Origin of the sequence: Demequina mangrovi (genome assembly GCF_000759715.1) — a bacterium.
Lineage (GTDB): Bacteria > Actinomycetota > Actinomycetes > Actinomycetales > Demequinaceae > Demequina > Demequina mangrovi.
The window spans coordinates 1-22,970 of sequence record NZ_BBLU01000022.1 but is presented as its reverse complement, the minus strand read 5'-3'; the positions used below and the strand labels follow the sequence as shown (position 1 = coordinate 22,970).

Genomic DNA, 22,970 nt, shown 5'->3' with positions numbered 1-22,970 from the left:
ATGCACATCACCGGGTGGACGGTCGCGCTCGCGGCGCTGGGGGCGGTGCCCGCGGCGCTGACGCAGTCGCGCGGCGTGGCGGTCGCGTGGGCGGTCGGCGTGCTCGCCCTCGCGCTGCTCGACGTGTGGCTCGCGCCGTCGACCTCGACCGTGGGGGTGCGGCGCGACGTCCCGACGTCCGTGCGCCTCACCCGCTCGACCGTCGCGACGGTGACGCTGGCCAACCTCGGCCGCCGGCGCGTGCGCGGCGCGGTCCGCGACGCCTGGCAGCCCTCCGCCGGAGCCGGACGCACGCGGCACCCGTTCTCGCTCGCCCGCGGCGATTCCATCGTGGTCCGCACCGACCTCGCGCCCACGCGTCGCGGCGACCGCCATGCCGGACCGGTCACCATCCGCACCGAGGGGCCGCTGCGGCTCGCGGGGCGGCAGCGCTCGCTCGACGTGCCGGCGCGCCTGCGCGTGCTGCCCGAGTTCGCGTCGCGCCGCCATCTCCCCTCGCGCCTGCGGCGCCTGCGCGAGATCGACGGGCGCACCGCGGTGCAGCTCAAGGGCGCGGGCGCCGAGTTCGACTCGCTGCGCGACTACGTCATCGGCGACGACGTCCGCAGCATCGACTGGCGCGGCACCGCCCGCCGGGGCGAGGTGGTGGTCCGCACGTACCGCCCGGAGCGCGACCGCCGGGTGGTGGTGGCGCTCGACTGCGCGAGGCTCTCGGCGGCGCGGGTGGGCGACGGCCCGCGGCTCGACGCGTCGATCGAGGCGTCGCTGCTGCTCGCGGCCCTCGCCTCACGCGCGGGCGACCGGGTCCAGGCGACCGCGTTCGACCGGTCGGAGCAGGCCCGCGCCGCATCGTCCGGCCCCGCGTTCATGACGGAGCTGGCCGACGCGCTCGCCACGGTCGAGGCCTCGCTGCTCGAGCCCGACTGGCCCGCGCTCGTGCGCCTCATCGAGTCGCGCGTGTCCCAGCGGTCGCTCGTGGTCCTGCTCACCACCGTCGAGACGTCCGCGCTCGACTCGGGCCTCATCGAGGCGGTGGCCGCGCTGCAGCATCGTCACCAGGTCCTCGTCGGCTCGGTCGAGGACCCCGAGCTGGGCGTCATGCTCACCGACCGCGGCGACTCCGAGGCTCTCTACGGCGCGGGTGCCGCGGCGCGCGCGATGCTCGAGCGGGAGGCCGTCGCGACGCGCCTGCGCCAGCTGGGCGCCGAGGTGGTGCTCGCGCTGCCGGACGACCTCGCGCCCGCGGTGTGCGACCGCTACCTCGCGCTCAAGGCGGCCGGACGGCTCTGAAGCGCCGCAGCGGGACATGGGTGCAGGATCCGGGCCGGATCGGGCCCTCATGTCCCGCCAGGGCGCGGTCGGGTGGCGCGTGACCGCCTCAACCCGCGAGCGCCACCTGATCCGTCGCGAGGTCCCCCTCCGTGTCACCGGTCGAGCCCGCGAGCACCGCCGCGCGGCCGGCGATCCAGATGTACGCCCAGAACGCCGCGGCTGCCACCGCGCCGATGGCCACCTTGAGCCACCACGGCAGCGCGGAGCCCGTGACGTAGCCCTCGATGAGCCCGGACGCGAGCAGCGCCAGGACGAGCCCGAGCGCGACCCCCATCGCCGCGCGCCCCTCCTCCGCGAGCGCGCGACCGCGCGGACGAGGACCCGGGACCAGCATCGTCCAGCACAGGCGCAGTCCCGTGCCCGCGGCCACGAAGACCGCCGAGAGCTCGAGCAGCCCGTGCGGCGCGAGGAGTTGGAAGAACACGTCGAGCGCGCCGGCCTCGGCCATGACGGCGCTGGCCACCCCGAGCTGGAGGACGGTGTTGTACAGCAGGTAGAGCGGGAACACCCCGGTGATGCCGAAGGCGATGCACTGGGCCGCCAGCCAGCCGTTGTTGGTCCACACCCGGGCCGCGAACGAGGTCGAGTCGTACTCGGTGTAGTAGCTCGCGAACTCCTCGTCCGCGATCGCCGCGCGCTCCGCGGGCGTCCCGACCAGCGCGAGCGCCTCGGGATGCGTGACGGTCCACCAGCCGGAGAGCGTCGCGAGGCCCAGCACCGCGATGGTCACCCCGAGGCCCCACCACCGCACCCGGTGCAGCGCGGCGGGCAGCCCGGTCACGAGGTAGCGGCCCACGTCGCGCGTCGACACCGTGTGGGCCCCGGTGAGCCACACGCGAGCTCCGGCGAGCAGGACGGACAGCCGCGCGACCACCGACGGCTCGGGCGCCGCCGAGCGCACCGCCGCGAGATCTCCCGCGGTGGCCTGGTAGAGGCGGGTGAGCTCGTCCGCCTCGGCGCCCGTGAGCCGCCGCGCGCCGCTCAGCTTCTTGAGGCGCGCCCAGCGGGCCTCGCGCACGGCCCCGAACGAGTCGATGTCCACGCCGCTACGATGCCACACAGGCTCCGGTCCAGGGAGGACGCATGACGGACGAGGACTCGATCCTCATCGGCGAGGGCGTGGTGCTCGACGCCGGCGCGGCGTCGGTGCCGATGCGCATGCTCTCGGGTGCGATCGACGCGCTCGCGACGCTCGCCGTCATCGCCGCGACGCTCGGGCTCGTCAACTCGCTCGCGGAGCACCTCGACCCGGCCATGCTCGCGGCGGTCTCCGTCGCGTGGGTGGTGACGTGCCTGGTGATCGCCCCGGTGATCGTCGAGACGCTCACCCGCGGCCGCTCGCTGGGACGCTGGGCGCTCGGGCTGCGCATCGTCCGCGACGACGGAGGCCCGGTCGGCGTGCGCCACGCGACCGCCCGCGCGCTGCTCGCGGTGCTCGAGATCTACGCGACGTTCGGCATGCTGGCGACCGCCGTGTCCGCGTTCGGCACGCGCGGCAAGCGCATCGGCGACTACCTCGCGGGCACCTACGCGATGCGCACCCGCGGCGCCTCGCGCGCCCTGCCGCCGCTGACGATGCCGCCGGAGCTCGCCGCCTGGGCGCGGTCCGCGGACATCGCGCGGCTCCCCGACGGCCTCGCCCTGACCTCACGGCTGTTCCTCGGGCGCGCGGCGACGATGCACGCGCCGGCCCGCGTACGCATCGGCACCGGTCTCGCCGCGCAGCTCGCGCCGCGGGTCTCTCCCGCGCCGCCGCCCGGAACGCACCCCGAGGCCTTCATGGCCGCGGTGCTGGTCGAGCGCCGCGACCGCGAGCACGTCATCGACGCGCGGCGGATGTCGCGCGCCGAGGGCGACGCGCGCCGCCTGAGGCAGCTGCCGTACGGCATCCCCGACGTCGACTGAGCGGACCTGAGCGTCCCGGGAGCCCCCCGCGACGCCCGCGGACCAGGACTGAGCGTCCCGACCGGGCGGGTGGGCGGGTGGATGGACGGGCCCGGGGCGTCCCGCCGCCGGTCAGTAGCGGTAGTGCTCGGGCTTGAACGGGCCCTGCTGCGGCACGCCGATGTAGTCGGCCTGGGACTCGGTCAGCTCCGTCAGGCGCACGCCGAGCGCGTCGAGGTGCAGGCGCGCGACCTTCTCGTCGTGCTCCTTGGGCAGCCGGTGCACGCCCAGCGGGTACGCGGCGAGGTTGGTCCACAGCTCGACCTGGGCGATCACCTGGTTGGTGAACGACGCGCTCATGACGAAGCTGGGGTGGCCGGTCGCGTTGCCGAGGTTGAGGAGGCGGCCCTCGCTCAGCACGATGATCGACCTGCCGTCGGGGAACACCCACTCGTCGACCTGCGGCTTGATCGGCGTGAGCTTGGCGCCCGAGCGGGCGAGGCCCGCCATGTCGATCTCGTTGTCGAAGTGGCCGACGTTGCCGACCACGGCCTTGTCCTTCATCGCGGCCATGTGCTCGACGCGGAGGATGTCCTTGTTGCCGGTGGTGGTGATGAAGAAGTCGGCGCGGTCGACGTAGTCCTCGACGCGCGCGACCTCGTAGCCGTCCATCGCGGCCTGGAGCGCGCAGATCGGATCCACCTCGGACACGACCACGCGCGCGCCCTGCCCGCGCAGCGCCTCCGCGGCGCCCTTGCCCACGTCGCCGTAGCCGCACACGAACGCGACCTTGCCGCCGATGAGCACGTCGGTCGCGCGGTTGATGCCGTCGGGCAGCGAGTGGCGGATGCCGTACTTGTTGTCGAACTTCGACTTGGTCACCGAGTCGTTGACGTTGATCGCCGGGAACAGCAGCTCGCCCTTGCGGTGCATGATCTCGAGGCGGTGCACGCCGGTGGTGGTCTCCTCGGACACGCCGACGATGCCCGCCGCCATGCGCGTGAAGCGGGTGGGGTCCTTCTCCATCGAGCGGCGGATCACCGCGCGCATCGACTCGACCTCGAGGTTGTAGTCCGGGTCCTCCTCCTCGAGCGGGGCCGGGACCTCGCCGAGCGCCTCGAAGCGCACGCCCTCGTGCACCAGGACGGTGGCGTCGCCGCCGTCGTCGAGGATGATCGTGGGGCCGTCGTGGCCCTCCCACGTGAGGATCCGGTCCGTGTACTCCCAGTACTCGGGGATGGTCTCGCCCTTGATGGCGAAGACCGGGACGCCGGCCGGCGACGAGTACGTGCCGTCGCCCACCACGATGGCCGCCGCGGCCTCGTCCTGGGTCGAGAAGATGTTGCACGAGGCCCAGCGCACGTCGGCGCCCAGCGCGGTGAGCGTCTCGATGAGCACAGCCGTCTGCACGGTCATGTGGAGCGAGCCGGCGATGCGCGCGCCCGCGAGCGGCTTCGCGTCGCCCATCTCGGCGCGCAGCGCCATCAGGCCGGGCATCTCCTGCTCGGCCAGGCGGATCTGGTTGCGGCCGGCCTCGGCCAGCGCCAGGTCGGCGACGATGTGCTCGGTCACGGGGTCCTCCAGGGTCGATGAGCGCGCCTCGGGCCGGGTGTCCGCCGGCGTGCGCGGGGCACGGTCGCCCATTCTGTCACCGTCGCACGGCGCGCGCCGACGCGCGGGACGATGCGGCCGTCAGGCCTCGTGCCGCACGTCGGGCTCGATGAAGATGAGGCGCACCGCGGGGACCGCCGCGCGGATGAGCGCCTCCGCGGCGTCGGTGCGTGCCGCGATGGTCTCGAGCGTCTCCTCCGCGCCGGCCCCGACCTTGACCGCGACGAGGATGTCCTCGGGCCCCAGGTGCGAGGTGCGCAGGTGGATGATGTCGGGGTACCCGCCCTCGGCGAGCGCCGCGCGGATCAGCGCGAGGTCCTCCTCCGTCGCGGACTCGCCCAGCAGCATCTCGCGCGTCTCGCGCGCGAGCACGGTCGCGATGCACACGAGCAGCACGCCGATCATCGCCGTGCCGAAGGCGTCCCAGCGTCCGTTCTCCGTCGCCAGCGTCATCACCACGCCGAAGAAGGCGAACACGAGGCCGATGAGCGCGCCGAAGTCCTCGAGCAGGATCACCGGCAGCTCGGGCGAGCGCGAGCGCTTGATGAAGCGCCCCCAGCCGACCTTGCCGCGGATCTTGTTCGACTCGATGATCGCGGTGCGGAAGGACATCCCCTCGAGCGCCATCGCCATCACCAGGACCGCGACGGGGACCCAGTGCCACGACTCTATCGGCTCGGGGTGCTGCCACTTGTGCCACGCCTCGTACAGCGCGAACAGGCCGCCGAGGGTGAAGAGCACCACGGCGACGATGAAGGCGTAGAAGTACCGGTACCGCGCGTAGCCGAACGGGTGCTCGGGCGTGGCCTCCTGGCGCGCCTTGCGCGCGCCGAGCAGCAGCAGGAGCTGGTTGCCGGAGTCCGCCACCGAGTGGATGGCCTCGGCCAGCATGGACGAGGCCCCGGTGAGGCCCCACGCGGCGAACTTGGTGACGCCGATGCCCAGGTTGGCGCTCAGGGCCGCGATGACGGCCTTGGTGCCCCCCTCGGTCGACACTCAGCCCTCCCGGATGACGGCGAGCACCTGGTCGCGCATGCGCTCCATGAGCTCCTGACCGTCCGCCTCGGAGTTGAGGCGCAGCAGCGGCTCGGTGTTCGACGGGCGCACGTTGAACCACCAGCGCTCGCCCTCGCCCGGCGCGGGCCAGTGCTCGACGGTGAGGCCGTCGAACTCGTCGGAGTACACGTCCGCGGTCACGAAGGCCGCCTTGACGCGCGCCAGGGCGTCGGGCACGGAGTCGACCGTCGAGTTGATCTCGCCCGAGGCCGTGTACGGCTCGTGCTGCGCGATCATCGCGGACAGCGGGCCGTCCTGCGAGCCGAGCGCCGCGAGCACGTGCATCGCGGCGAGCATGCCCGAGTCCGCGTAGAAGAAGTCGCGGAAGTAGAAGTGCGCGCTGTGCTCGCCGCCGAACACGGCGTTGAGGCGCGCCATCTCCGCCTTGATGAAGCTGTGGCCCACGCGCGAGCGGACCGGCGTCGCGCCCGCCTCGGCGAGCTGCTCGCGCACCGCGCGCGACGAGATGAGGTTGTGGATCACCGTCGGCTCGGCGGACGGGTCCTCGGCGAGCTCGCGGGCGGTCTCGCGCAGGCCCACGAGGCAGGTGATCGCGGACGGCGTCACCACCTCGCCGCGCTCGTCGACCACGAAGCAGCGGTCGGCGTCGCCGTCGAACGCGAGGCCGATGTCCGCGCCGTGCTCCTTGACCGCGGCCTGGAGGTCGCGCAGGTTCTCGGTCTCGAGCGGGTTCGCCTCGTGGTTGGGGAACGTGCCGTCGAGCTCGAAGTACAGCGGGATGATCTCGAGCGGGAGCTCCGGCAGCCCCGCCGCGGTGCCGAGCACCGCCGGGACGGTGTAGCCGGCCATCGCGTTCGCGGCGTCGACCACGACCTTGAGGGGGCGGACGCCCTCGAGCGGGACCAGGCCGCGCAGGAACGCGCCGTACTCGCCGACCATCTCGCGCGTGGTCTCCGAGCCGGGCGTGCCCGCGGCCGCGGGAGCGTCGACCAGGTACTGCGAGGCGAGCGCGCGCACGTCGGCGAGGCCCGAGTTCTCCCCCACGGCGCGCGCACGGCTGCGGCACAGCTTCATGCCGTTGTACGCGGCCGGGTTGTGGCTCGCGGTGATCATCACGCCGGGGATGTCGAGCGCGCCCGACGCGTGATACAACCCGTCCGTCGAGCACAGCCCGATGCGGACCACGTCCACGCCGCGCAGCGCGAGGCCCGCGGCCACCGCGTCGGCGAGCCACGGCCCGCTGTCGCGCATGTCGTGGCCGATCGCGACCGTGGTCTCCCCGTCCGGGAGCACGATGGCGTCGGCGAAGGCGGAGCCGATCGCGGTCGCGACCTCGGCGGTGAGCGTCTCGCCCACGATGCCGCGCACGTCGTACGACTTGATGAGCTGGGACAGATCAGGTGCGGTCGTCACGCGGTCAGGGTAGCGGCACCGCGCGACGCTTGTCCCTAGTTCGCGCTTGGTTTCTGCTTTACGCGTCGTTGGTGATGACGCGCAGGTGGCCGCGGCGCGGCTCGGACGCCACCGGCGCGGGCGGCGTGAACGCGGGCGCCGCCGGACGCGGGCGACCCGCCTCGCGCACGGCGCGGGCGAGCGCCTCGAGATCGTCGCTCGACGGCTCGGGCTCGACGAACTCGCTCTGGATGTGGACCACGTCCCAGCCGCGCGGCGCGGTGAAGCGGTCGGCATGGTGGGCGCACAGGTCGTAGCTGTGCGGCTCGGCCGCGGCGGACAGCTGGCCCACGACCACGGTCGAGTCCGCGTAGACGTAGGTGAGCGTGGCCGCGGCGGGGCGGGCGCACGACGAGCGCGAGCACTGGCGGGTGGCGATCACGTCTAGGACGGTACCCCCGCGAGCGGACGCGCGGCCGCTGCCACGCCGGGCGTCGCGGGGCTGCTCGGGCGGAGCGGTAGCCTCGGCCGTATGTCCCGTCGCGATCGTCACGGCCGAGGCCTGCGCCGGCCGCTGCTCCCCTTCGGCGCTCCGGGCCACCGCACGCGGGCCGAGCGTTTCGACGAGCTCGTCGCGGACGCGGTCGACCGCCTCGAGCCCCGCTGGGGCGACACGTGGGGCCGGATCGAGTTCGGCACCGAGGACGTCCCGCCGTCGGATCCGACGCCGTGGGAGGACGGCGTGCCTCTCGGCCGCCTGTTCCCCGCCGACCTCGGCCAGCCCACCCGGGTGGTGCTCTACCGCCGCACCCTCGAGCAGCGGGCCGATCCGGCGGAGTTGCCGGGGCTCGTGCGCGACGTCATAGCCGAGCACATCGCGCACGTCGTCGGCCGCCCTCCCGAGGAGGTCGACCCGGAGTACGGGACGGGCTGAGCGCCGGTTCGCGCGTCAGGACCCCTCGCGGACGTACGGACGCTGCGCGACCCGCACCTCGGTCGACTCGACATCGGTCCGGCGCGGGGCGAGGGTCGAGACGAAGCCCGGCTCGTCGACGACCGTGACGACCCACGCGACGTCGGCGGGGCCCGTGATCTCGGTGCCCGCAGGGAGGTCGAGGGGCAGCGACGCGACGGTGCCGGCGCGCAGCACCGCCGACGCGACCGTCTCACCGCTCGCGTCCCTGAACGAGACGCCGCCCGACGTCGAGGCGTGGACCTCGATCGACGCGGCGTGCTCGGTCAGCATGAGGGAGCGCGGGAACCCGTCCTCGACGGGCTGCGCGGCGATCCACGCGAGATCCGCGGCCTCCGCATCGGCCGGACCGTCCTCGACCGGGCGCGGCACGGTGAGCATGGCTCCCGCGACCACGGGAGCATCGGCCTCGATCTCGACGGCGCCCGCCGCGACGGCGGGCACCTCGACCTCGGTGACCACGCCGGGCTCGAGCACGAGCGCGGACACGCCGCCCCAGTCGACGGCGCCGTCCTCCCCCGCGAGCGCGAGGCTCGCGGTCGCGCCGTCGGGCGCGAGCAGCCGCAGCACCGCGCTCGCGTCGCCCTCGACGCCGACGCCGGGCACCACGAGCGACGTCGCCGGCGTCGCCCCGCGGGCGACCCAGTCGGTGCCGGCGGCCTGGAAGCCGGCGAGCCGGGAGTCCTGCAGGTGGGCGACCACGCCCGCACCGGTCGCGACCACGCGGATCGCGAGCGCGGGCACCTCCGCGGCGACCCCCTCGAGCAGGAGGTCCTGCTGACCGCCCGGGGCGATCGACACGACGGCATGCTCCTCGAGCTCGCCGAGCCCTCCGTAGATGGTGACGGTGGCCTCGGTCGACGCGTCCGACGGGTTGGTGAGCACCAGCCTCGCGCTCGCGCCGAGCGCCGTCGATCCGCCGACCAGCCACTGGTCGCGCACCGGCGCGACGCACGAGGTCGCCGAGAGGCCCGCGACGTCGCCGGAGCCGACGCGCTCGAGCGAGGCCGCGACGTCGCCGCCCGCGAGATAGCCGGCGCCCACCGGCGCGACGCCGTCGCCCAGGGTCGCGTAGGCGCGGTCCTCCGAGCCGGAGCCGAGCTCCGGGTCGCCCGACTCGATCTCGCCGACCGGGATCTCGACCGGGCCGGGGCACGCGATCGGCTGGACCGCGGGCGTCACCTCGGCGACGGTGACGTCCGCCTCCGGCGCCTGCTCGGCGGGCAGCCGCGCCGCCGTGACGACGGCGAGCACCGCGCCCGCCGCCGCGGCCAGGACCACGATCCGCCGGATCATCGCCGCACCGCCTGGAAGCGGCGGTCATGGAGCGGGATCATGCCCACGACCGCCCACGCCACGGTCACGAGGGCGGCCCACCACCACAGCCGGTGGTCGTGGTCCTCGTAGCGGTAGGTCACCTCGCCCGCGCCGGCGGGCACGGAGAACGCCGCGCGTCCGAGCGCATCGTCCACGGAGGCGAGGGCCACGCCGCCGGACTCGGCGATCCAGCGCTCGTCGGCGGGAGCCGCGATGACGAGCGTCCCGTCGCCGCCGGCGGTGCGCGCGATCGCTCCCGACCACGAGTCGGCGTCGGCGGGGACGATGTCGCCGCCGCGGTCGACCCAGGCGCGCGACACCGGCACGTCGGAGCCGGCCCGCGAGACGCGGTAGGACGTGCCGACCTCGCTCGCTCCGATGAGGTCGAGCTCGGGGAGCTGGCTGAGCGAGCTCGCGATCATGGTCGAGCCGGGCGCGGCGACGATGACCCCGACGCCCCAGTCCGCGAGGAGCGGCGTCGCGTCCGCGCCTGCGCCCGCGAGCGTCGCGACGGTGTCCGCGAGCGTCGCGGCGGTCGCGCCCTGGGGCACGGTGACGAGCGCGTCGACCGCGGGCTGCGCCCGCCCGTCGAGCACCACCGTGCCGTCGGATTCGAGGACCGTGTAGTCGACGCCCTCATCCGTATCCGTGAGCACCAGCACGCGCTGGCGGGTCGAGAGCTCCTGCTCGAGCGCGGCGACGAGCGGCAGCACGGTCGCCTCGACGGGGTGGACGTCGCCGCGCTCCTCGCGCCCCGGCCATGCCTCGACCACCACGGTCGCCACGATCACGCCGGCCATGAGGACGGCGGCGACGGACGTGGAGGTGCGGACCGCGGCACGGCCCCTCCCCTCGCCACGCGTCCACAGCCGCGAGGACGCCGCCGCGGCGGCCCCCAGGAGGCCCGCGACCACGAGCGTCGAGCCGGGCCCGGCGAAGCCGTTCGCGGGTGCCTCTCCGGTGACGGCTCCCGTCACCACCACCGTCGACTGGGCCGCGGCGGCCGTCACGACGCCGAGCGCCGCGACGAGCATCCCGCCGGCGACTGCCCATGGTGCACGCCCGGAGCCGACGGCGACCGCCGCCGCGAGCACCACGGCGAGGCCGATCGCGCCGACCACGACGGTGCCCGGCAGGCCCGGGAGCCCCGGCGTGCCGAGGGGCTCGGCGGTGAGGCCCAGGACGATGCGCCACGGCTCGACCGCCTCGGAGACGAGCGCGGGACCGTTCTCCCGCGCGAGGATCGCCCACGCGTCGGCGGTGAGCGGACCGGCGGTCCACGCCGCGACGAGGGCGGGCCCGGAGACCACGAGCGCGGGCACCGCCGCGGACCACACGCGCCAGCGAGCGGTGCCGGCGAAGGCGCCGGCGACGAGCACGACGAGCACGAGCGGGAGCAGCAGCACGGGCGCCGCGACCACGACGACGGCGAGGGAGAACGCGGCGCCCATCGCGGCGCTGGGCGACGGCAGCCGGCGCGCGGGGAACTCCTCGCCTCCGCCGACGGCCTCGCCCCGATGCCATCCCGCCGCCCGGGCGAGCCCCATCGCGAACCACGGCAGCATCACGTGCGCGATCACCGGGCCGACCCGGCCGTCCGCGATTGCCTGGAGATGCAGGGGCCACAGCCCGTACGCGAACGCGCCGAGCCCGCGCGCCCAGACCGAGCGCGTCGCGGCGCCCAGGGCGAACCATGCGGACGCCGTCGCGAGCGCGACGCCCATGCCGAGCAGCACGCCGATCCACACGCGCAGCCCTCCGGGCAGCGCCGCGAGGGGCAGCAGCAGAGCGCTGAACGAGCCGTCGAGCGCGGGGGACCCGAAGCCGGTGGTGCTCCACCCGGACCAGGTGCGCTCCCACAGCGCGTCGACCGGCACGTCCGTGACGCCCAGCGCGCGGCCGGCGAGCATCCGCCCGGAGGCGATCGCGCTGAGCCACGTGCCGTGCAGCGCCACCGAGGCGGCGATCGCGAGGACCACGACGATCCCGAGGCCCGTGCGCCGGCGCGCCGCCGCGCGCTCGAGCTCGAAGCGGACCATGTCCGAGGGCGCCGACTGCGCGCGCCAGCGGTCGTACGCGTGGAGCTCGCGCGAGCGGACATGCGAGATGACGGCGCGCGTGCCGACCAGGAAGGGCGCGACGGCGGTGGCGGGACGCGTGGAGCCGCGCCGGATCCGCGCCCGCATCCCCGGCACCTTCGGCAGCCTGGCGAGCACGCGCCACGGCACCGCGAGGTCCGCGCCAACCATCCGGGACTCGTTCTGGGCGATGCGGAGCACGGCCCGCGTCGCCGCGGAGAGGAACGTCCACAGGAGCAGCACGGGCACCATGAGCGGACGCGACCACGCGAGCGCGTGAACCCATTCGCCGGTGCGCCGGAGCCCGTACGTCGCGTCGGTGCCGCGGCTGGAGCGCTGGCGCACGCCGCGCAGGCCGTCCTGCGAGTGGCGCACCTTCGCGCTGGGCACGATGACCACGTCGTGGCCCGCCCGCCAGGCGCGGCGGCAGAAGTGGAGGCTGTCGCCGTAGCCGCGGTACGCGGGCTCGAGCCCGCCGAACGCGTCCCACACGTCGCGGCGCACCAGCGCCGCGGCGATGGAGGCGGCGAGGACGTCGTCGCGCTCGTCGTACTGGCCCTGGTTGATGTCGTCCTGCTCGACCAGGTCGATGCGTCGCGCGCCCACCCGCGTGGTGGTGACGCCGAGGTTCACCAGCCGCGTCGGATCGTCCCAGCGGACGTGCGCGGGAGCGACCACCGCCGCGGCGGTCCGCTTCTTGGCCGTCGCGACGAGCTGCGCGAGCGCCTCGGGAAGCGCAGCCGTGTCGTCATGAAGCAGCCAGAGGTACTCCTGTGGATGCGCGGGATGCTCGGCGAGGATGAGTCCGATGCTGCGCGTGTAGCTGCGGGCGGTGTCGCGCCAGTCGATGACGAGGCCGTCCGGCGTGGGCGGGCGCGGCGCGTCGAGCGGCAGCGCGACGTGGACGATGTCGGGGCGCAGGGTCTGCGCCGCGATCGAGGCGAGGACATCGGCGAGATGCGTCGTACGACCGTCGGAGACGACGATCGCGCGCACCAGCAGGCGCGCAGGACTCATCGCGCTCCCACGCAGGGGCTCCGGCTAGACCGCGCGTCGCTTGAGCTTGCGACGCTCACGCTCCGAGAGCCCACCCCAGATGCCGAACCGCTCATCGTTGGCCAGCGCGTAGTCGAGGCACTCGGCGCGCACGTCGCACGAGGTGCACACCTTCTTCGCCTCACGCGTGGAGCCACCCTTCTCGGGGAAGAACGCCTCGGGATCGGTCTGGGCGCACAGCGCGCGCTCCTGCCATGCCAGAGGGCCGTCATCGTCGGTTCCGTCGAAGATGTCGACCACGGATGCCAGCGTCGATGCCGGCGTCCCTGCGTCGGAGGGCACGGACCCGCTGTAGATATCCCACATGGTCCCACCTCCCGATCGTGACGGGCCCTCCACCCGTCTAGTGAATTACAGCCGTGTAATCACGCGTAGTCAAGTTGAATGGTCTATTTCACACCAACTAATAATTCGCGTGAACGCACACGCGCCCGGGAGCGTTGCATCCACCGACGGACACGCGTCCGCGAGGGCCGCCGGCATGGCGGGCGGCAGGACACGATGCGGCACCCCGGGTCATCGTCCCTCGCCGGTGCCTACAATGCGGCAGAGACGAGCGAGGGAGACGCATGAGCGAGCCCGAGGCGCCGCGGCCTCGACACGCGCGAGCCGGGCTCGCGCGCAGGATCGGCTGGTACGCGCTGCTCGCCGCATCCGCGCTTCTCGGCTACGTCCTCGTGTACGGCGGCACGGTCGTGGACCAGCTCGACTCGACGCTCGCCGCGAACGCCGAGGACGTGGACACCCTGGTAGGCGACCGTCCCGAGCGGCCCACGGACCAGGAGGCGGGCGAGGCGCTCAACATCCTCGTGATGGGATCCGACACCCGCGAGGGCGACAACCAGGCGGTGGGCGGCGGCGCCGTGTCGGGCATGCGCAACGACACCACGATGATCGTCCACGTCGCCGCGGACCGGAGCCGGGTCGAGGCGGTCTCGATCCCGCGCGACCTCCAGGTCGAGATCCCCGAGTGCACCTACAAGGACGGCTCGACGATCGCCGCCACCTCGGGAGACTTCAACATCGCCTTCTCGAACGGCGGCCTGCGCGGCGACGCGGCGGAGGCCGCAGCCTGCACCATCAGGACCGTCGAGCAGCTCACCGGCATCTACATCGACCATTACGCGGTGGTCGACTTCGACGGATTCATCTCGATGGTCGATGCGCTCGGCGGGGTCCCGATGTGCATCGCCGAGCCGATCGTGTCGGAGAAAGCGCACCTCGAGCTCGAGGCCGGCCCCCAGGTCTTCGACGGCGAGACCGCCCTCGCGTACGCCCGGCTCCGCACGGCCGAGGAGGGCGACGTCTCGGGATCGGACCTCCAGCGCATCACCCGCCAGCAGCAGCTCCTCGAGCAGATCGCGGCGACCGTGTTCTCGAAGAACCTCCTCACGCAGACGGACGAGGTCACGCAGTTCCTGCGCGCCGTCGCGGAGTCGCTCACGATGGACGAGCAGATGGCGTCCACCACCTACCTCGTGGGCCTGCTCTACAGCCTGCGCGGGCTCGGCCTCGACGACATCGTGTTCCACACGCCCCCGTGGCAGTACACCGCGGACAGCCTCAACGTGGAGCTTCTGCCCGAGGCCGAGGAGATGTGGGACGATATACGGAACGACCGACCGATCTCGGTGACCGCTGAGGGTGACGCGAGCTCCGCCTGGGATGACGGCAAGAAGGACGACGAGGAGTCGACCTCAGAGCCGTCGTCCTCGGCGAAGTCCAGCGGCTCCCCGTCCGCCTCCACGACTGCCGACCTCCTCGACGAGTGCCGGTAGCTGCAGGGGCAGGAACCTCGGCGCTCCGCGGTGCGTTGTGTCGCCACAGTTATCGACACCGCGTGCCCGCACGCCGAGCCCAGGAGCATGAATGACCGTCGAGGTCTCGGACCACCGCCGACGCGCAGGCGCGCGGCACGCGACCCGTGTCCCCACGCATCGCACCTTCGCCGCGCTGCTCGGCGTGGTCGCCGCCGTCACCGGCTTCACCGCGGTGTTCTTCGAGACGAGCCTCAACCGCGCGACCGACGGGATCACCACCGAGGACGTGAGCGCGCTGCTGCCCGAGGTGACCGAGAGCATCGACGCCGAGGAGGGTCTCACCGACGACGCCGAGGGCCGTGCGCTCAACATCCTCCTGCTCGGCTCCGACACCCGCGCGGGCGACGACAACCAGGAGCTCGGCAAGGGCGACGTGGGCGGCATGCGCAACGACACCACGATGATCGCCCACGTGTCCGCCGACCGGTCCCGCATCGAGCTCGTCTCGATCCCCCGCGACTCCCGGGTCGCGATCTCCGACTGCCAGATGTTCGACGGCAGCACGGTGCGCGGTTGGACCGGCAAGTTCAACATCGCGTTCTCCAACGGCGGCCAGAACGGCAACGTCGCCGAGGCCGCGGCCTGCGTCATCACCACCGTCTACGACCTCACGGGGCTCATGGTCGACCACTGGGCGGTGGTCGACTTCGCCGGCTTCGTCGACATGGTCGACGCGATCGACGGCGTGCCGATGTGCATCACGCAGGACGTCCGCTCGTCGAAGGCGCACCTCGACCTCGAGGCGGGCGCGCAGGTGCTCGACGGGACCGAGGCGCTCGCATGGGCGCGTGCCCGCACCGGCACCGGCCTGGGCGACGGCACGGACCTCATGCGCATCGAGAGGCAGCAGGAGCTCCTCACCAACATGGCCCGCAAGGTCCTCGGCCTCAACGTGCTCACCGACGTGACCAAGGGCACCAAGTTCGTCAACGCGCTCGCGCGCTCGCTCACCATGGACACCGGGCTGGGCGACGGCCACTACCTCGTGGGGCTCGCCTGGAGCCTGCGGAACTTCGACACCTCGAATCTCTACATGACCACCGTGCCGTGGGAGTACGCCGGCGACGGCAGCGGCGACGTGCTGTGGACTCAGCCCGACGCCCAGGAGGTGTTCTCGGCGCTCAAGCACGACGACTCGCTGAAGGAGCTCCTCGAGCCCGAGCCCGAGGAGACCGCCGAGCCCGAGGTCACCGAGTCCGCCACGCCCGACGCCTCGCCGTCGGCGGAGCCCAGCGAGACCGCCGAGGCCACCGAGAGCCCCGAGCCGACGGTGAGCCCGACGCCGCTGCGCGAGACGCAGGACGACATCCTCGCGGACTGCGTCATCGACTGACCCCTCACGATTCCCAATGACACTTGGGACAGAGGTGACGGGTGTGACCAGCTCTGCGAGTCACACCCGTCACCCTTGTCATTGGGAACCGGTGGTCAGGCCTGGCGGAGCGCCTCGCCCTTGGCGTAGGCCAGCTCGCGCAGCTCCTCCTGGAACGTGCGCATGAGCTCGCGGAGACGCGCGGCCTCCTCGCCCTCGCCGGCGCCGAGGATGCGCGCCGCGAGCAGCCCCGCGTTGCGCGCGCCGCCGATCGACACCGTCGCGACCGGCACGCCCGCGGGCATCTGCACGATGCTGAGCAGCGAGTCCATGCCGTCGAGGTGCTTGAGCGGCACCGGCACGCCGATGACCGGGAGCGTGGTGACCGAGGCCAGCATGCCCGGCAGGTGAGCTGCGCCTCCCGCCCCGGCGATGATGACCTGGAGCCCGCGGGACTCGGCCTCGCGGCCGTACGCGATCATCTGCTCCGGCATGCGGTGCGCGGACACCACGTCCTTCTCGTAGACGATCCCGAACTCGTCGAGCGCCTCCCCCGCGGCCTTCATCGTCGGCCAGTCGGAGTCGGATCCCATGACGATGCCCACCCGGATGCTCATGCCTGTCCCCCATCCCTGACGATGGCCGCGGCGGTCACGGCCCTGTCGTATGCCTCGTCCCGCGTCGGCGCGGAGACGTTGACGTGGCCGACCTTGCGGCCGTGGCGCACGCCCTTGCCGTAGAGCTGGACCTTGGCCCCCGCATCGTCCACCTCCGCAAGCGCGTCGGTGAGGCTGCTGCGGCGGCCGCCCAGCACGTTCGCCATCACGGTCCACGGCGCGGTCGGCGAGGTGTCGCCGAGAGGCAGGTCGAGCACGGCCCGCAGGTGCTGCTCGAACTGGCAGGTCACGGCGCCGTCGATGGTCCAGTGACCCGAGTTGTGCGGGCGCATCGCGAGCTCGTTGACGAGGATCCGGTCGCCCGCGAGGAACATCTCGACCGCGAGCACGCCAGTGACGTCGAGGGACTCGGCGACGGTGCGGCCGATCTCGGCGGCCTCCTCCGCGATGTGGGCGGGCAGGTCCGGCGCGGGCGCGATGACCTCGGAGCAGACCCCCCCGCGCTGCACGGACTCGACCGTGGGCCAGGCGCGCGACTCGCCCGAGGGGCGACGCGCGATGAGGACCGCGAGCTCGCGGTCGAACGGCACCTTCTCCTCGATGAGCACGCGCGGGCCGCCGTCGGCCGCGGCGCGCAGCCAGTCCGTGGCCTCGGCCGGGGAGGAGATCACCCGCACGCCCTTGCCGTCGTAGCCGCCGCGCGCGGTCTTGAGCACGCCATGGCCGCCGTGGACCGCGAGGAAGGCCTCGACATCGGCCTCGGTCTCCACGTGGGCCCACGCGGGGTTGGGCAGCCCGAGCGCGTCCATCCGGGTGCGCATCTCGATCTTGTCCTGCGCGAACAGCAGCGCGTGCAGCCCCGGCCGTGCGGGGACGCCCGCCGCCTCGGCGGCCTCGAAGACCTCGGCGGGGATGTGCTCGTGCTCCCAGGTGAGGGCGGCGGGACGCGGGTGCGCGAGCAGGCGCGCGATCGCATCGGGATCGGCGGGCAGGCCCACCACGGTCTCATGGGCGGGAAGGGCGGCGGCTGCCTCGTGCGACTCCACGAGGACCCTCAGCCTGAGCCCCAGGGCGGTGGCGGGAGCTGCCATCATGCGGGCGAGCTGGCCACCACCGACGACGGCGACGATCGGGATCATGGGACAAAACTACCGGGGCTAGGCTCATCCCCCATGACCGCACTCCTCGCGTGGCTCCGCCGACGCACCGGCGAGCTCGCCCGCTTCGGCGTCGTGGGCGTCGCCGGGATCGTCGTCAACCTCGGGGTCTTCAACCTCCTGCGTCTGGGCCCGCTGGGACCCGACGCCGAGGTCGCGGGCGACGACGACCGCGTGGTCACCGCGAAGATCATCGCGACGCTCACCTCGATCGCCTTCGCGTGGGTCGCGCACCGCGAGTGGACGTACCGCGGCCGTCGCCGGCATCGTCCCGCGCGCGAGGCGGTGCTCTTCACGCTCGTCAACGGGGCGGCGCTGCTGATCGAGGCCGGCACGCTGGCCGTCACGCACCACTGGTGGGGGCTCACGTCGGTGCTCGCCGACAACATCGCGTCCCTCGTGGGCATCGGCCTCGGCACCGTCACGCGCTACGTGGGCTACGCGCTGCTCGTGTTCGACGCCCCGACGGACGATGCGCCGGCGCCCGACGCGCCCGCGACGCGCGACGGCGGTTGATCAGCGCCGACGGCGACGCCCGCCCGACTGCCGCGCGTGCGGCACGATCTCCTCGATGCCGACCATGCGCGGCACGCCCTGGAGGAACACCGCGAACGTCGCCGGCACCCGGTGCGCGAGCTCGAGACGCCCGCCGTCGGCCGTGACGAGGTCGCGGGCCAACGCGAGCCCCAGACCCGTGCCGCGCCCCGAGGTGACCTCGCGCTCGAAGATCCGCGGCGCGAGATCCTCGGGGACGCCCGCGCCCTCGTCCGTGACCTCGATCACGACCGCGTGGTTCTGCCCCGACTCGCGCGCCGCGACACGCGTGGTCCCGGCGCCGTGCTTGAGCGAGTTCTCGATGAGCGTCGCGAGCACCTGCGCGAGCCCGCCCGGCGTCGCGAACACGGTCGACTCCGTCGGGACGACCACCAGCCGACGTCCGGCGTTCTCGAACGGGCCGACCCATTCCTGGCGCTGCTGGTCGAAGACCTCGTCGAGCTGCACCAGCTCGGTGCCGGAGCCCAGCGCGCGCCGCGAGCGGCCCAGGAGCTCGTCGACCACGCCGACGAGCCGCTCGACCTGCTCGAGCGAGCGCTCCGCCTCCTCGCGCACCTCGTCCTGCTCGGTGAGCGCGCCGATCTCCTCGAGGCGCATCGTGAGCGCCGTGAGCGGCGTGCGGAGCTGGTGGGAGGCGTCGGCCGCGAACTGGCGCTCGGTCGCGAGACGCGCCGCCATGCGGTCGGCGGAGCGTGCGAGCTCGTCGGCGACCAGGTCGATCTCCTCGATCCCCGTCTTCTCGAGCCGCGGCGGGACCTGACCGGACCCCAGCTGCTCCGCGGAGGCCGCGAGGTACACGAGCGGCGCCGAGAGCCTGTTCGCCTGCCAGATCGCCATCGCGGCGCCGGCGACGATCGCGACGGTGCCGCTCGCGAGGACGAGGCCGACGATGCGGGCCGCCTGCCAGAACACGTCCCACCACGAGACGTACACGTAGACGATGAGGCCCGAGTCGGTGAAGTAGTTGGCCGTGTACGCGGGCGAGGGCTCCTCGCCGGCCGTCAGCTCGGTGCCGTCCGGCAGCACCACCCGGATGTACTCGGGCGCACCCGGGCTGTTCGAGACGTAGGACGCGATGGTCCCCTCGGAGATCGACTCCCCCGACTGGTAGCGCAGCTCCAGCGCCTTCGCGGCGGTGGTGGCGCGCAGGTCGAGGTCGCGCAGCGCGTCGTCCCGCATGATCTGCGCGGCCGCGACCGCGAGCGGGATGCCGAGCATGACGACCGCGACCGCCAGCGCGGAGAACGTCGCGGCGAGGACGCGCCGGCGCACGGGTCCCCTCAGTCGCCGGTCTCGAAGCGGAAGCCCATGCCGCGCACCGTCGTGATGAAGTGCGGGTGCGACGCGTCGTCGCCGAGCTTGCGACGCAGCCACGAGACGTGCATGTCGAGCGTCTTGGACGGTGCGCCCGGGTCCGCCGACCACACCTCGCGCATGAGCGAGTCGCGCGAGACCACGGAGCCCGCGTTCGCGACGAGGACCTGGAGCAGGTCGAACTCCTTGCCGCTCAGCTGGAGCTCGCCGCCGTCGAGGTACGCGCGGTGGCCCGCGACGTCGATCCTGACGCCGCCGGCCTCGAGCTCCCCGCCTGCCTCCGAGCCCGTGCGACGGCGCAGCAGCGCGCGCACGCGCGCCAGCAGCTCGGCGAGCCGGAACGGCTTGGTCACGTAGTCGTCGGCGCCTGCGTCGAGGCCGACCACCAGGTCGACCTCGTCCGCGCGCGCGGTCAGCATGAGGATGGGCACCTGCAGGCCCTTGTCGCGGATGCGACGTGCGACGTCGACCCCGTCGATGTCGGGAAGACCCAGGTCGAGGATCACCAGGTCGGCCTCGTCGGATGCCCCGACCCCTCCGATGCCGGTGCCATGCCACTCGACGTCGTACCCCTCCCGACCCAAAGCACGGGTCAAGGGTTCTGAAATGGTCGGGTCATCTTCGACCAAAACAATTCGCGTCATGTCGACACAGTACCCGTGTGTCGGCAGTTTGCAACGACGCCGGGCGGCCCGGTCCGCAAGCGGGAGCCGCCCCGCCGATACGCTGGGTGGCCGTGACGCGACCCGCTTCTCCCCAGGCCCGTGCGACGGACCCCGGCCGCGCCGCGGCCGGCCTGGTCGCCGCCCCCGAGCGCATCGTCCTCATGCTCGTGGTGCTCGCGCTGTCCGCCGGGCTGTGGGCGAGCCTCGGCATGCATACCCCCTGGACCGTGCTGCCGACCGCGGTCGTCGGGGTCGTCGCGGCCTGGCGCATCGTCCCCGTCCCCTCCCGCGTCGCCGCCGCGGACCGCACAGGCGCGCTCGCGGCGCTGGTCGGCTCGGGCGCGTGGGCCGTCGCCGCCGCCGTGCTCCACGCCGAGTACCTCATCGTGGTGCGCGATCCCGGCTTCCTCACGCTCGCGGGGCTGTGGCTGGTCGACCATCCCGACTCCGACATCCCCTCGCTCGGGGCGATCGACGCCGCAGGCGTCGACTCGACGGTCCTCGCCGACGCGTCGCAGGCGTGGAACCTCCGTGGCGACGACGTCCAGCCGCAGGGGGCGCGCATGCTGTCCGCGCTCATCGCGGCCGGCGGCTGGGTCGCCGGGGACCGCGGCGTGCTCGTCGCGAACTGCCTCGTCGGCGCGGTGGGCATCCTCGCGATCTACGCGCTCGCGCGTCGCGTGCTCGGGCCGCTCGCGGCGCTGGCGCCGGCGGGAGCCGTCGCGCTCTCGGTGTCGCACATCGGGCTGTCGCGCGCCGCGTACACCGAGCCGCTCACGCTGGTGCTGGTGCTCGCGGCCGCGCTGTGGCTGTGGCGCGGGGTCGAGGAGCGACGCGCGGGCCCGCTGGTGCTCGGCGCGGTCACCGCCGGCGCGATCTCGTTCGTCCGCATCGACGGCGCCGCCTTCGCGGCCGGGCTGCTCGCCGCGACGGTGCTGGCGCTCGCGCTGATCGAGGGTTCGCGCGCCAAGCGGGCGACCGCCGCTCTCGGCGTGCTCGCGATCCAGGCCGCGGTCCTCCTCGCGGGCTACGGCGCGCTGTGGCGCTGGAGCGAGGGGTACGCGGACCGGCTCGCGGACCAGGCCGTGCTGCTCATGGTCGGCTACTCGGTGCTCACGGTGGTGCTCGCGCTGTGGGTCGCCTCGTGGTTCGCCGGCGGCGACGGCGTCGCGACCGCAGCGCGGGACCGCCTGGGCCGTCGGGGCGCGGTCGCCGCGGGCGTCGCGGTCTCCACCGTGCTCGCGGTGCTCGCGTCCCGTCCCCTGTGGATGGTGGCGCATCGCGGCACGGAGACGAGCGTCGACCGCTTCACCAACTCGGTGGTCGAGTCCTTCCAGCGCGGGCAGGGCTTCGAGGTGGACCCCACGCGGACGTATGCGGAGCACACGGTCGCGTGGGTGAGCTACTACCTCACGTGGCCGCTGGTGCTGCTCGGCATCCTGGGCTTCGGGCTCGCGACCACGTGGATGCTCACGCGCCGTCCCGCGTGGGCGCTGCTGCTCGGCGCGACCCTGCCGACCTCGCTGCTGTACTTCTGGAACCCCGAGGTGGTGCCCGACCAGCTGTGGGCCTTCCGCCGCTTCGAGCCCGCCACCCTGCCGGGCTTCGCGATCGCGGCCGCGGTCGCCGCGTGGTGGCTCATCGGACGCCTGCGCGAGGGACGGCGTCCTATGGCGCGGAGGGTCGCCGCGGGCGCCTTCCTCGTGCTGCCGCTCAGCACCTGGGTGTCGATCTCGCCCTCCGACGACCTCCCGGTGTCTGCGGCGACGCCCGTGTTCGTGCGGGAGATGGGCGGCGCCTACGACCAGATCACGGCGCTGTGCGACGTCGCGCCCGACCGCCCGATCATCCTCGCGGGCACGTCCTCGCACTTCGGCTCGCTGCGGGTGATGTGCGACCAGCCCACGGCGCTCGCGCTCGCCTCCCTCACGCCGGAGCAGGTCGCGGAGATGGCGCAGGCCTGGGACGTCGCACCCGTGGTGCTCACGCGCGACCCCGACTGGTTCGAGTGGACGGCCGATCCCGAGATCGTCGTCTCGTCCCGGGTCCGCCAGGCCAGCTATGCGCTTCAGGAGATCCCGCGCACCTACTTCGACCGGGACTACCAGTGGTACGCGGGCGTGGTCGGCGAGGACGGCGTGCTCGCACCCGTCGCGCCGTCCTCGTCCACGGGCGCGAGCGCCTCGTCCGCCGCCTCAGCCGCCTCCCTCTCCGTCGGCGAGGTCACCAGCCCCTGAGCAGAGGCGTCCCGTCCACAGGGACGCGCGCCCGCCTCCGCCCGGACGCCGGACCCGCGCTTGCGTGGCCGCGTGGACATCACGATCGAGGGCGTCGGGGACGTCGAGCTCGAGCCCGGCACCACGCTCGGGGAGACCCTGCGGCTCATGCGGGCGCCCGCAGCGGTCTGGTGCGGCGGGGCTCGGCTCGACGCCTCGCACCGCGCGGGGGTGCCGCCGCTCGTCGCGGGCGCGCTCCTCTCGACACGGCCCGGGCGCGCCTCCGTACCGCCGACCGGCCCTCACCTGCGGGTGGTCGCCGGACCCGATGCGGGCGGCGTGGTCGAGGCGGTCCGGGACGCGGTCGTCGTGGGGCGCGACGGGCCTCTCGGCCTCGACGACCCTCGCCTCAGCCGCCGGCACCTGGCGCTCGACGCCGCGGGACGGGCCCGCGACCTGGGCTCGCGCAACGGCACGATGCTCGTCCGAGGAGGCCGGCGGCGCAGGCTCGGACGGCTGCGTCGGCGCCTGCGGCACGGCGACCTGCTGCTCGCGGGAGGCTCGGCGCTGAGGTGGACGGACCCCGGCGCCGCCAGCGAGGAGCCGCGGCCGCCCACGCGGCACGCCCCGCGGCTCGGACCGATGCTCGCAGGC

20 protein-coding genes are annotated in these 22,970 nt (G+C 73.7%); 8 read left to right on the top strand and 12 right to left on the bottom strand.

Annotated features, from left to right (window positions below):
• The gene (locus TR42_RS13565; RefSeq protein ID WP_042216823.1) at positions 1-1,290 is read left to right on the top strand and encodes a DUF58 domain-containing protein; all 1,290 of its coding nucleotides are present in this window, start codon (positions 1-3) and stop codon (positions 1,288-1,290) included.
• An 88-nt stretch (positions 1,291-1,378) separates the two neighbouring features.
• Here TR42_RS13565 and TR42_RS13560 read toward each other — a convergent pair whose 3' ends face one another.
• Positions 1,379-2,374, bottom strand: a complete 996-nt coding sequence (locus TR42_RS13560) for a stage II sporulation protein M (RefSeq protein ID WP_042216822.1) — start codon at positions 2,372-2,374, stop codon at positions 1,379-1,381.
• Between the two features lie 41 nt (positions 2,375-2,415).
• Between TR42_RS13560 and TR42_RS13555 the strand changes: the two genes are divergently transcribed.
• The gene (locus TR42_RS13555) at positions 2,416-3,237 is read left to right on the top strand and encodes an RDD family protein (RefSeq protein WP_042216819.1); all 822 of its coding nucleotides are present in this window, start codon (positions 2,416-2,418) and stop codon (positions 3,235-3,237) included.
• 111 nt (positions 3,238-3,348) lie between these two features.
• Here the strand turns inward: TR42_RS13555 and ahcY are convergent, their stop codons facing one another.
• Genes ahcY through TR42_RS13535 form a run of 4 tightly spaced genes read right to left on the bottom strand, consistent with a single transcriptional unit; the run spans position 3,349 to position 7,678 of the window.
• Positions 3,349-4,860: an adenosylhomocysteinase gene (gene ahcY / locus TR42_RS13550; RefSeq protein ID WP_081953416.1), complete on the bottom strand. Its 1,512-nt coding sequence runs from the start codon at positions 4,858-4,860 to the stop codon at positions 3,349-3,351.
• A gap of 48 nt (positions 4,861-4,908) precedes the next feature.
• Complete coding sequence (locus TR42_RS13545; RefSeq protein ID WP_042216818.1) at positions 4,909-5,823, bottom strand: cation diffusion facilitator family transporter; 915 nt, start codon at positions 5,821-5,823, stop codon at positions 4,909-4,911.
• A complete protein-coding gene (locus TR42_RS13540; protein WP_042216816.1) occupies positions 5,824-7,257 on the bottom strand; it encodes a phosphomannomutase/phosphoglucomutase in 1,434 nt (477 codons plus the stop codon).
• 58 nt (positions 7,258-7,315) lie between these two features.
• Positions 7,316-7,678, bottom strand: a complete 363-nt coding sequence (locus TR42_RS13535) for a DUF3499 domain-containing protein (protein ID WP_042216814.1) — start codon at positions 7,676-7,678, stop codon at positions 7,316-7,318.
• Between the two features lie 90 nt (positions 7,679-7,768).
• Between TR42_RS13535 and TR42_RS13530 the strand changes: the two genes are divergently transcribed.
• Positions 7,769-8,170, top strand: coding sequence for a metallopeptidase family protein (locus tag TR42_RS13530; protein WP_042216813.1), 402 nt, complete (start codon positions 7,769-7,771; stop codon positions 8,168-8,170).
• Positions 8,171-8,185: 15 nt separating this feature from the next.
• Here the strand turns inward: TR42_RS13530 and TR42_RS13525 are convergent, their stop codons facing one another.
• The 3 genes from TR42_RS13525 to TR42_RS13515 are packed head-to-tail and all read right to left on the bottom strand — an operon-like array spanning position 8,186 to position 12,966.
• The gene (locus TR42_RS13525) at positions 8,186-9,505 is read right to left on the bottom strand and encodes a DUF5719 family protein (RefSeq protein ID WP_042216811.1); all 1,320 of its coding nucleotides are present in this window, start codon (positions 9,503-9,505) and stop codon (positions 8,186-8,188) included.
• Entirely contained in the window at positions 9,502-12,621 is a 3,120-nt protein-coding gene (locus TR42_RS13520) for a glycosyltransferase (protein WP_042216809.1), read from the bottom strand. Before TR42_RS13520 ends, TR42_RS13525 begins: the two co-directional genes overlap by 4 nt.
• 24 nt (positions 12,622-12,645) lie before the next feature.
• Complete coding sequence (locus TR42_RS13515; protein ID WP_042216806.1) at positions 12,646-12,966, bottom strand: WhiB family transcriptional regulator; 321 nt, start codon at positions 12,964-12,966, stop codon at positions 12,646-12,648.
• A 263-nt stretch (positions 12,967-13,229) separates the two neighbouring features.
• Between TR42_RS13515 and TR42_RS13510 the strand changes: the two genes are divergently transcribed.
• Positions 13,230-14,438, top strand: a complete 1,209-nt coding sequence (locus TR42_RS13510) for an LCP family protein (protein ID WP_052406151.1) — start codon at positions 13,230-13,232, stop codon at positions 14,436-14,438.
• A 91-nt stretch (positions 14,439-14,529) separates the two neighbouring features.
• A complete protein-coding gene (locus TR42_RS13505; RefSeq protein ID WP_052406149.1) occupies positions 14,530-15,813 on the top strand; it encodes an LCP family protein in 1,284 nt (427 codons plus the stop codon).
• Positions 15,814-15,908: 95 nt separating this feature from the next.
• Here TR42_RS13505 and purE read toward each other — a convergent pair whose 3' ends face one another.
• Both purE and TR42_RS13495 read right to left on the bottom strand, forming a co-directional pair.
• Complete coding sequence (gene purE / locus TR42_RS13500; protein WP_042216805.1) at positions 15,909-16,409, bottom strand: 5-(carboxyamino)imidazole ribonucleotide mutase; 501 nt, start codon at positions 16,407-16,409, stop codon at positions 15,909-15,911.
• Positions 16,406-17,548: a 5-(carboxyamino)imidazole ribonucleotide synthase gene (locus TR42_RS13495; RefSeq protein WP_042216803.1), complete on the bottom strand. Its 1,143-nt coding sequence runs from the start codon at positions 17,546-17,548 to the stop codon at positions 16,406-16,408. Before TR42_RS13495 ends, purE begins: the two co-directional genes overlap by 4 nt.
• A gap of 33 nt (positions 17,549-17,581) precedes the next feature.
• Here TR42_RS13495 and TR42_RS13490 point away from each other — a divergent pair, with 33 nt between their 5' ends.
• Positions 17,582-18,082, top strand: a complete 501-nt coding sequence (locus tag TR42_RS13490; protein ID WP_042216801.1) for a GtrA family protein — start codon at positions 17,582-17,584, stop codon at positions 18,080-18,082.
• Here TR42_RS13490 and TR42_RS13485 read toward each other — a convergent pair whose 3' ends face one another.
• Together TR42_RS13485 and TR42_RS13480 are read right to left on the bottom strand one after the other, a co-directional pair.
• Positions 18,083-19,393, bottom strand: a complete 1,311-nt coding sequence (locus TR42_RS13485) for a HAMP domain-containing sensor histidine kinase (protein WP_042216799.1) — start codon at positions 19,391-19,393, stop codon at positions 18,083-18,085.
• 8 nt (positions 19,394-19,401) lie between these two features.
• Positions 19,402-20,079: a response regulator transcription factor gene (locus TR42_RS13480; protein WP_042216797.1), complete on the bottom strand. Its 678-nt coding sequence runs from the start codon at positions 20,077-20,079 to the stop codon at positions 19,402-19,404.
• A gap of 92 nt (positions 20,080-20,171) precedes the next feature.
• Here TR42_RS13480 and TR42_RS13475 point away from each other — a divergent pair, with 92 nt between their 5' ends.
• Positions 20,172-22,337: a glycosyltransferase family 39 protein gene (locus TR42_RS13475; RefSeq protein ID WP_143058912.1), complete on the top strand. Its 2,166-nt coding sequence runs from the start codon at positions 20,172-20,174 to the stop codon at positions 22,335-22,337.
• A gap of 72 nt (positions 22,338-22,409) precedes the next feature.
• Positions 22,410-22,970: FHA domain-containing protein (locus tag TR42_RS13470; RefSeq protein ID WP_042216794.1), on the top strand; the 561-nt coding region annotated here is incomplete at its 3' end.

Coding starts and splice junctions, on each gene's coding strand:
- TR42_RS13565 (WP_042216823.1), top strand. CDS start 1: ATGCACATCACCGGGTGGACGGTCGCGCTCGCGGCGCTGGGGGCGGTG.
- TR42_RS13480 (WP_042216797.1), bottom strand. CDS start 20,079: ATGACGCGAATTGTTTTGGTCGAAGATGACCCGACCATTTCAGAACCC.
- TR42_RS13530 (WP_042216813.1), top strand. CDS start 7,769: ATGTCCCGTCGCGATCGTCACGGCCGAGGCCTGCGCCGGCCGCTGCTC.
- TR42_RS13490 (WP_042216801.1), top strand. CDS start 17,582: ATGACCGCACTCCTCGCGTGGCTCCGCCGACGCACCGGCGAGCTCGCC.
- TR42_RS13520 (WP_042216809.1), bottom strand. CDS start 12,621: ATGAGTCCTGCGCGCCTGCTGGTGCGCGCGATCGTCGTCTCCGACGGT.
- ahcY (WP_081953416.1), bottom strand. CDS start 4,860: ATGGGCGACCGTGCCCCGCGCACGCCGGCGGACACCCGGCCCGAGGCG.
- TR42_RS13525 (WP_042216811.1), bottom strand. CDS start 9,505: ATGATCCGGCGGATCGTGGTCCTGGCCGCGGCGGCGGGCGCGGTGCTC.
- TR42_RS13555 (WP_042216819.1), top strand. CDS start 2,416: ATGACGGACGAGGACTCGATCCTCATCGGCGAGGGCGTGGTGCTCGAC.
- TR42_RS13495 (WP_042216803.1), bottom strand. CDS start 17,548: ATGATCCCGATCGTCGCCGTCGTCGGTGGTGGCCAGCTCGCCCGCATG.
- TR42_RS13505 (WP_052406149.1), top strand. CDS start 14,530: ATGACCGTCGAGGTCTCGGACCACCGCCGACGCGCAGGCGCGCGGCAC.
- TR42_RS13510 (WP_052406151.1), top strand. CDS start 13,230: ATGAGCGAGCCCGAGGCGCCGCGGCCTCGACACGCGCGAGCCGGGCTC.
- TR42_RS13515 (WP_042216806.1), bottom strand. CDS start 12,966: ATGTGGGATATCTACAGCGGGTCCGTGCCCTCCGACGCAGGGACGCCG.
- purE (WP_042216805.1), bottom strand. CDS start 16,409: ATGAGCATCCGGGTGGGCATCGTCATGGGATCCGACTCCGACTGGCCG.